This is a genomic window from Advenella sp., assembly GCF_052108595.1.
In the GTDB taxonomy this organism is placed as follows: Bacteria; Pseudomonadota; Gammaproteobacteria; order Burkholderiales; family Burkholderiaceae_B; genus Advenella.
Genome location: NZ_JBQEAU010000169.1, coordinates 1 through 6,838 on the forward strand (window position 1 = coordinate 1; position 6,838 = coordinate 6,838).

Annotated in this window: 6 protein-coding genes; all 6 read right to left on the minus strand. The window is 54.4% G+C overall.

Translation table 11 applies throughout. The annotated features are described in order from the left end of the window. Positions 1-189 precede the first annotated feature (189 nt). Positions 190-1,161 (minus strand): Bug family tripartite tricarboxylate transporter substrate binding protein, encoded by a 972-nt coding sequence (locus tag ACTIKR_RS19890; protein ID WP_442328808.1) that lies wholly within the window; start codon positions 1,159-1,161, stop codon positions 190-192. Between the two features lie 26 nt (positions 1,162-1,187). Next, positions 1,188-2,684, minus strand: a complete 1,497-nt coding sequence (locus ACTIKR_RS19895) for an MmgE/PrpD family protein (RefSeq protein ID WP_442328809.1) — start codon at positions 2,682-2,684, stop codon at positions 1,188-1,190. Further along, entirely contained in the window at positions 2,681-3,643 is a 963-nt protein-coding gene (locus tag ACTIKR_RS19900) for a cupin domain-containing protein (protein ID WP_442328810.1), read from the minus strand. Before ACTIKR_RS19900 ends, ACTIKR_RS19895 begins: the two co-directional genes overlap by 4 nt. A 31-nt stretch (positions 3,644-3,674) precedes the next feature. Further along, entirely contained in the window at positions 3,675-4,661 is a 987-nt protein-coding gene (locus ACTIKR_RS19905) for a Bug family tripartite tricarboxylate transporter substrate binding protein (protein ID WP_442328811.1), read from the minus strand. 9 nt (positions 4,662-4,670) lie between these two features. Beyond that, positions 4,671-5,555, minus strand: coding sequence for a fumarylacetoacetate hydrolase family protein (locus ACTIKR_RS19910; RefSeq protein ID WP_442328812.1), 885 nt, complete (start codon positions 5,553-5,555; stop codon positions 4,671-4,673). An 84-nt stretch (positions 5,556-5,639) separates the two neighbouring features. Continuing rightward, positions 5,640-6,838: FAD-dependent oxidoreductase (locus tag ACTIKR_RS19915; protein WP_442328813.1), on the minus strand; the 1,199-nt coding region annotated here is incomplete at its 5' end.

Consider the following 6,838-nt stretch of genomic DNA (forward strand, 5'->3'; position numbering starts at 1 on the left):
TATTTCTGCTTGATATCGCCCCTGTTCACACCTGCCGTATATACACGAATCAGAACCTCGTTCTCCTCTGGTGCAGGAATACTTTGCCTGACGAGACACAGGGATCCATCGGACGAGACCGTTATCGCATGACATTTGTTCATGGTTCACCAAAAATAGGCGGTAAAGAGCATTGACTTGCTGTCGGCATCATTGCTCGCCGAACTCTTTCACAATCTCAGTGAAGTCTTGAAAATAAGCTTCCATTTGCTTTCGTGTTTCGGCAGAAGAGAGAACATAAAGGGGCACATCCCGTTCCTTCATAAAGGCTTTGAACTCTTCGCTTTTTGCTGCCTTAAGAAACGCGGCCTCCAGTGTCTTTACCCGGTCTTCCGGCACCTTGGGAGACATGGCCAAACCGGTGATCCACGGAAACTCAAAATCGACGCCAAGATCCTTGAATGTCGGTACGTCCGCTATCGGCTCAAAACGCTGTTTGTCCAGCAACGCCAGAGGACGCATCCTGCCATTGCGCACCTCATTCATATAATTGGATGTCACGGTAAATTGCACCTCGCCAGCCAGCAGGGCCATGACCTGCTGTGCCGAACCTTGATAAGGAATTTTATTAAACACCGCTCCCATCTGTTTGCCCATTACTTGCACGCCAAATCCCCCCGCATCAGATGCTCCGTATGTTGCGTAAGTAATTTCCCCCGGGCATGCCTTGGCATCTTTTACAAGATCTTCCAGCGTTTGATACTTTGAATCTGCGCGAACCAGAAGTGCCTGCGAAGGCCCCACCAAATTCACAAGATACCGTACATCCTTAAGTGCGTCATACTTCACATTTTTGGAAGTAAGCGGGGCGATCAGGACAGGACTGGTAGAAATGGATGCCAGCGTATATCCATCCGGCTTGCTGCCGAGCACTTGTTGCAAGGCAATTGTCCCCATCGCGCCGAGCTTGTTTTCGATAATGATGGGCACATCATTTAACGATGCTCTGGCTATTTCCGCCACTTTGCGAGTCGCCAGGTCTACCAGTCCGCCTGGCGCTGCCCCGACGACGATCTTGATGGGCTGGTTTGGAAAACGCTCATCGGCCTGCGCCTGCGGCATGACATTGGCAATACTGCATCCCACCAAGAAGGGCATGAGCATATAACGTGAATAATGCATGAGTCGTTCCTTTTCTGGATGTTGGATCACTGCTGGGCATTCGCGAGGGAAATGGCATCTCGTTCTGCGGAGGGCGCCAAATTCCGCAGCAAATGAGTCAAATCTCGTACGTCTTCCAACTGATCAATATTCAACACGGCGTGAATGACTTGGTCGATCAAGTCCTCGCTTTTGTCCGAAGCAGACGCGCCTGCCTGTATCAGGCGGCGGAATTTTGCGGTAATATCTGCCTCATCGAAGTGTGGCGCGCCTGCCCAGCTATCTCCGAGCGCAAAGTCGGAGAATGCTTCGAACTGCCTGCCACCGGCATGGATCAGGGCGCTGGACGGAACGCGCAACACGCCCTCGTCGAGTCCCCAGGTAGCGGGATCGTAGCCGCGTTCATCGATACTCAGCGTAATGCGCGCGCGCATCGCAGTCGCCATGTCTCCCGATAGGTTGTCTTTGGTAAACCATGCAGGTCCCGCCGGTACACCCAGCGCCACCATGGCGGCAGCGTGCGCAAAACTGAAGGTGGCCGCCACCAGATTTGGCGGACTGCTTTGCAAGGAGAAACGGGGATAAGGAATCATCGGAAAAGAGCGCAAGTCAACGTGCTCGATGTCCTCCAGCCTCAAACCATTTTTCCGGACAACGTCGGAAAATGCAGTAAGGGCATAGTGAATCCAACGGCAGCACGGCCAGAATTTAATGGACGTTTCGGGCAGATACCACTCGCTTCCCATGCCCCGCAGCATGGCGTCGCGATCAAGGATGACACCCTTAAATACCTGCGCGTAGCTATCGGTATCAAAAATATCGCTGACGCCTCGCACCCCTTCCCTTGCGTGCCATGCCGCCATCATGCCGCCTTGCGCATTCCATCCGGTATCGGCATACTTCATCGTCCCCAGATTTTCATCGCGCCCCCATTGACGCGACCAGTCTCTGCCGACCATATATTGCGCACAATTACCATACGCATCGGCCAGAGCCTGGCGGCTCAAGCCCGCCAAACGTGCAGTCGCCGTGCATGCGGCCAGCACCCCCTGGCCGGGCCCGACAAGACCGGTCCAGCCTTTCGTACGCCCATTTTCGTCTATCGTGACCCGGGGACTCAGAAAATTTCCCAGTCTGACACCTGTTTCAAACCCCATGGTAAATGCGCTCAGTAAAGACTTGCCATCTCTGCCTCCCGACTCGGCCAGGGCCAGCGCCGCCGCCAGACTGGCCTGGGCGTGATGCCCCTGAACCTTGTAGCACTCATCCATATCCAGAATATTGCCCAGCCGACCATTGGCCCAAGCGGCGGTTTGCATGGGTACCTTGAGCCGAGTACCGAGCACCGAGGCACTGCCTTCGCCTCCCGATGACTGAGCGATAGCGCATACTGCGCGTCCCTCGTCCGTCACCAACGCCCCGATGGCGCATCCGATCGTATCCAGCATCAATAGTTTTGACGCTCGGACCGTCGACGGCGGCAAGTCATCACACGTAACAGATAACGCGAAATCGGCGAGTTGCCCGGTAACGGTCATGTTCATTTCTCTTCCCGGGCCCAGTTCAGCGCTTGCAATAATGGCGTATCCGACACGCGGATTAAAATGGCGTCTTGCGTGGCGCGATGTTCCTGAGCGATCCAGCTGGGTACGGCGATCACGTCGCCGCGTGCCCAGGTAAACTGATGGCCGCCAACGGATGAAGCTCCTCCCCCTTCGACGACGACAAGTATGTCGCTGGCAGTTTTCCTTGGCTGTTTCCAGACTGTTCCCGCAGCAAGCCCGATGGCCGTGCGATCAAATGTTTCCACCATGCCTTCTCCCAGCGCAAGCATGCGCACGCCAGACACGGTTTCCGATTGGGCGAGCAACTGCGGCCGATAATCGCGAAATGCAAACCTCATCGGGCTGTCCGGGTCGACCGTCTCGGTTTTTTCTACGGCGTCTGGATGATGCTCGAAGAACATGGGACCCAGCAACTGGACAGTGGGTGCATCCAGAATATCGATCCAATAGGCGTCCGTATCGCTGCGGTTATCATGGCCGTGATAGTGCCAATTAGGTGTCAACAGGACATCGCCTGGCTCCATAGGCACATTGACGCCGGAGACGATTGTATAGGCGGGCGAAGTCGACTCCATAATAATGCGCATGGCATTCGGGGTGTGCCGGTGGCTGCGGGCCTTTTCCCCGGACTTGACCATCTGGTATGCCGCCACCATGGTCGTCACGGTGGGGTAGTCGTTACCCTCTATCGGATTGGCCAGGATGAGATTGCGCCGCTCGGCCCATTCGGTCCCTACAAGCCGGCCCGCCGCGTGCAGCGCAGCCCGCGCATCAGCATAGCGCCAATGCGCCGGCACGTACTTTTGCCTGGGCTCTGGATAGAGCGATGGCGTCGGCTTATTCCAGCCGTTTTTTACGTTGATCTCTTCCAGCTTCAAATGAAGTTCATCCAGGTTTTGCGTGGTTTCAAAATCTGGCGTCAGCGTGTCTGAATGCATATTTTTTCCTATCGAGTCAATGAACACCGTTCTATTCCGGTTTCACACCAGCCGCCCGGACCATCGCCTCAGTCAGCTTTACATCCTTCTGTATTTCCGCTGCCAGTTCTTCGGGGCCCCCAGCCACAAGATCCAGTCCGCGCGGCGTCAGATGTTTCTCTGTAAATGCAGGCGTCTTCAAAATACTGGCAACGTCTGTGGAGATCTTGTCGACAATGGGTGCTGGCGTTCCTGCTGGAGCAAACAAGGCATACCAGACACTGGCTTGAAGCCCTGGGAAACCCTCTTCTGTCGTTGTAGGCACGTCTGGGTAGACCTCAGAACGTTTCTCCCCGGCAACGGCAATGGGCTTTATCCTTCCTGCCTTGATCAAGGCCCCCGCGACATTGGCGCTACCCAGGCCCAGTTGAATTTCGCCGCCTGCCAACGCAGTCAACGCCGGGACAACCCCTTTGTAGGGAACATGGGTCAGATCTACACCTTCCTCGACCTTGAGCAATTCATACAAAAGATGTGGCTGGCTCCCGTTACCAAAAGAACCATAGGCAAAAGGGGATTTTACTGACGAGGCTTTTGAGACCAACTCTTTGAGCGAGCTCACAGGCATATTCACATTGGCCAGTAAAATCTGATCACTGCGCGTCATCAGAGAGATCGGCGCAAAGCTCTTGTCCGGATCGTAAGGAATATTTTTGAATAAAAATCTGTTTGACGTTACCGTCTGGTTAATTGTGGCAAGAAGCGTATAGCCATCTGCCGGCGCATGCGAGACAGCATCGGCACCGATAAGGGAGGCTGCACCCGGTTTGTTTTCCACGACAACACGCTGGCCCCATTTTTTGTCTAATTCGGCAGCGACGGCCCTGACAACAATATCCACCCCGCCGCCAGGTGGAAAGGGCACAATGACATGTACAGGTTTAGACGGAAAGCTCTCGGCAGCTGACGAATGCGGTGCCATCGCCAGGTACGGCACCATACAGATCGCCGTGATAATCAGTGTTTTTACTAAGCGCATCAAGCTCTCCTAAAAACGTTTGGGAGCAAAATCAACTGCTTCCTTGACATCCACGGACAAGGTCCCAATTTTCTCGATGGTCATACGCACCCGATCGCCCGGTACAACGGGACCGACGCCCTCAGGCGTACCCGTTGCGATGACATCGCCCGGTTGCAGCGTCATAACGGACGAAACCCACTCTATCAAGCCGGGTACGTCCAGAATAAGCGCACTGGTGTTTGAATCCTGACGCAATTGATCATTCACCCAAAGTCGATTGCCAAGAACACCGGGATCCGGGATCTCGTCTGCCGTCACAATGTACGGCCCCATTGACGTAAAGGTATCGAAGGATTTGCGTGCAACGCGCTCCTCCTCTCCCACCCCCGGCTCCATCCTCATGGTCATGTCGATGAGGCAGGAATAACCGAAAATGTACTCCAGCGCTTGTTCACGCGGTATGTTTTTGGCTCGCTTGCCGATGATCACAGCCAACTCTGATTCGTGATCAAAGCGACGGGCTGAACTCTTTGGAAGAATGATTCCATCCCCGGGGCCGCTCACCGAAGACGACGCCTTCAGAAAGAAGCCGCGCTCGACCGCCGACGAATTGCCGCTGACTGAGCGAGCGCCGATCTCGCCGATATGCTTTCGATAATTAACCGGAGCAGCGACCACATGCAACGGGGCAGGATTGGGCGCATACAGCGTGACTGTTTCAAGAGAAACGCCTTGCGCGCGCTGGCGCGCTGCCAATATATCGTCCCGTCTTTCCGGCCATTGGTCTATCAGACGCGACATATACACTTGCGGGAATGCGGGACCCACCTCGGGTACGGCTTGCGTAACGTCATAAATCAGATCACCTTCGACAAGGCCGACACGATGATTGTTGAAAATCGCTATTTTCATAAAAGCTCACCTGGTTTCTGGATTGAATAATGGCGGTGCTTATACGCCTCGGAAGCAGTGACAAGGATGGTCATATTCTTCAGCCTATCGCTCTTGCGCCGGAGAGGCGACCAGGGCATGTTGTGCCGCGATGCGCCCAAAAATGCAGCCTTTTGCCAGAGACGAACCACTCATATAGGATTCGCCGTGAAAGCCCCCCATTATTTCGCCTGTCGCATAGAGGCCGTTGATTGGCTCGTCATACACATTGAGTACTCTGGCGTTCTCATCAGTATGCAAACCACAATACGTAGACGTCAGTCCCGTCGTGCATGGAAAACCATAAAACGGCCCCTTTATCACGGGCGTCGGTTTCCCGTATCCGGTGCTGAGTGAGCTTCGCCCATACTCATCTGCCCGCTCGCCCTGACAGGCACGGTTATATCGGTCGATGGTCTCCTTCAGCACATCGGGATCCACATCCAGTTTATGAGCCAATTCCTCTATCGACTCCGCCTCTTTGATCATTCCCGCCTCTAGTGCAGCCTTAAAGTTCACAACAGTTGGCAGGGGTTCGGACTGATCCATCACTGACTGGTCAAAAATCTGGAATGCCAGCGCGTCAGGCTGCTCTAGACAACGATCGCCGATATTCTTGTAAGAGATAGACTCGTTGACAAAACGCTTTCCCAGCTTATTGACCACGATCGCCCCGCGATACATAGCAGAGATCAGCCTGGGAACATCATCTTCAATCGCTTTATCAGGAGCTTCGTATGGCGCACCAAAGGTACCTTTGGCATTCGCCATATCTCTCAGATCGGCGCCCAAGGCCCATGCCATACGTAAACCGTCGCCGGTGTTCCCGTATCCTCCCATCGCCCTCGCATTACGCAAATGGGGAACAAACCGTTCGACTAAATCGGCCGCTCGCGAAAATCCTCCTGTGGCGAGCACAACCCCCCGGTTGGTCGTGATTTTTTCCCCACTATCCAAAATGACGCCGGCCACGACTGCTTTTCCCCCTTGCCGTTCGGTTAATAGCCGCACGACAGGCGCATTTGATCGAAAGGTTACGCCTTCGCGCAAACAATGTTCGTGCAACGATTCCAAAACGGCGACCGGATCCACGTTGTGGTTGCGAGGCACCGACTGGCTACCGCTTAACGACACCTTATCGAATACCACTCCCAGATCCTGCAACCACTCGTACGCTTCGAACTGCTTTTCAGCATAAACATGGATTAGTTTGCTATCGTTACGATACTTACCAGCCTTTAGCAAATCCTCCTCCAACAGCTGCG

What these genes read in the sequence shown, in the direction of transcription:
- ACTIKR_RS19890 (WP_442328808.1), bottom strand. Translation starts at nt 1,161, where the DNA reads ATGCATTATTCACGTTATATGCTCATGCCCTTCTTGGTGGGATGCAGT.
- ACTIKR_RS19895 (WP_442328809.1), bottom strand. Translation starts at nt 2,684, where the DNA reads ATGAACATGACCGTTACCGGGCAACTCGCCGATTTCGCGTTATCTGTT.
- ACTIKR_RS19900 (WP_442328810.1), bottom strand. Translation starts at nt 3,643, where the DNA reads ATGCATTCAGACACGCTGACGCCAGATTTTGAAACCACGCAAAACCTG.
- ACTIKR_RS19905 (WP_442328811.1), bottom strand. Translation starts at nt 4,661, where the DNA reads ATGCGCTTAGTAAAAACACTGATTATCACGGCGATCTGTATGGTGCCG.
- ACTIKR_RS19910 (WP_442328812.1), bottom strand. Translation starts at nt 5,555, where the DNA reads ATGAAAATAGCGATTTTCAACAATCATCGTGTCGGCCTTGTCGAAGGT.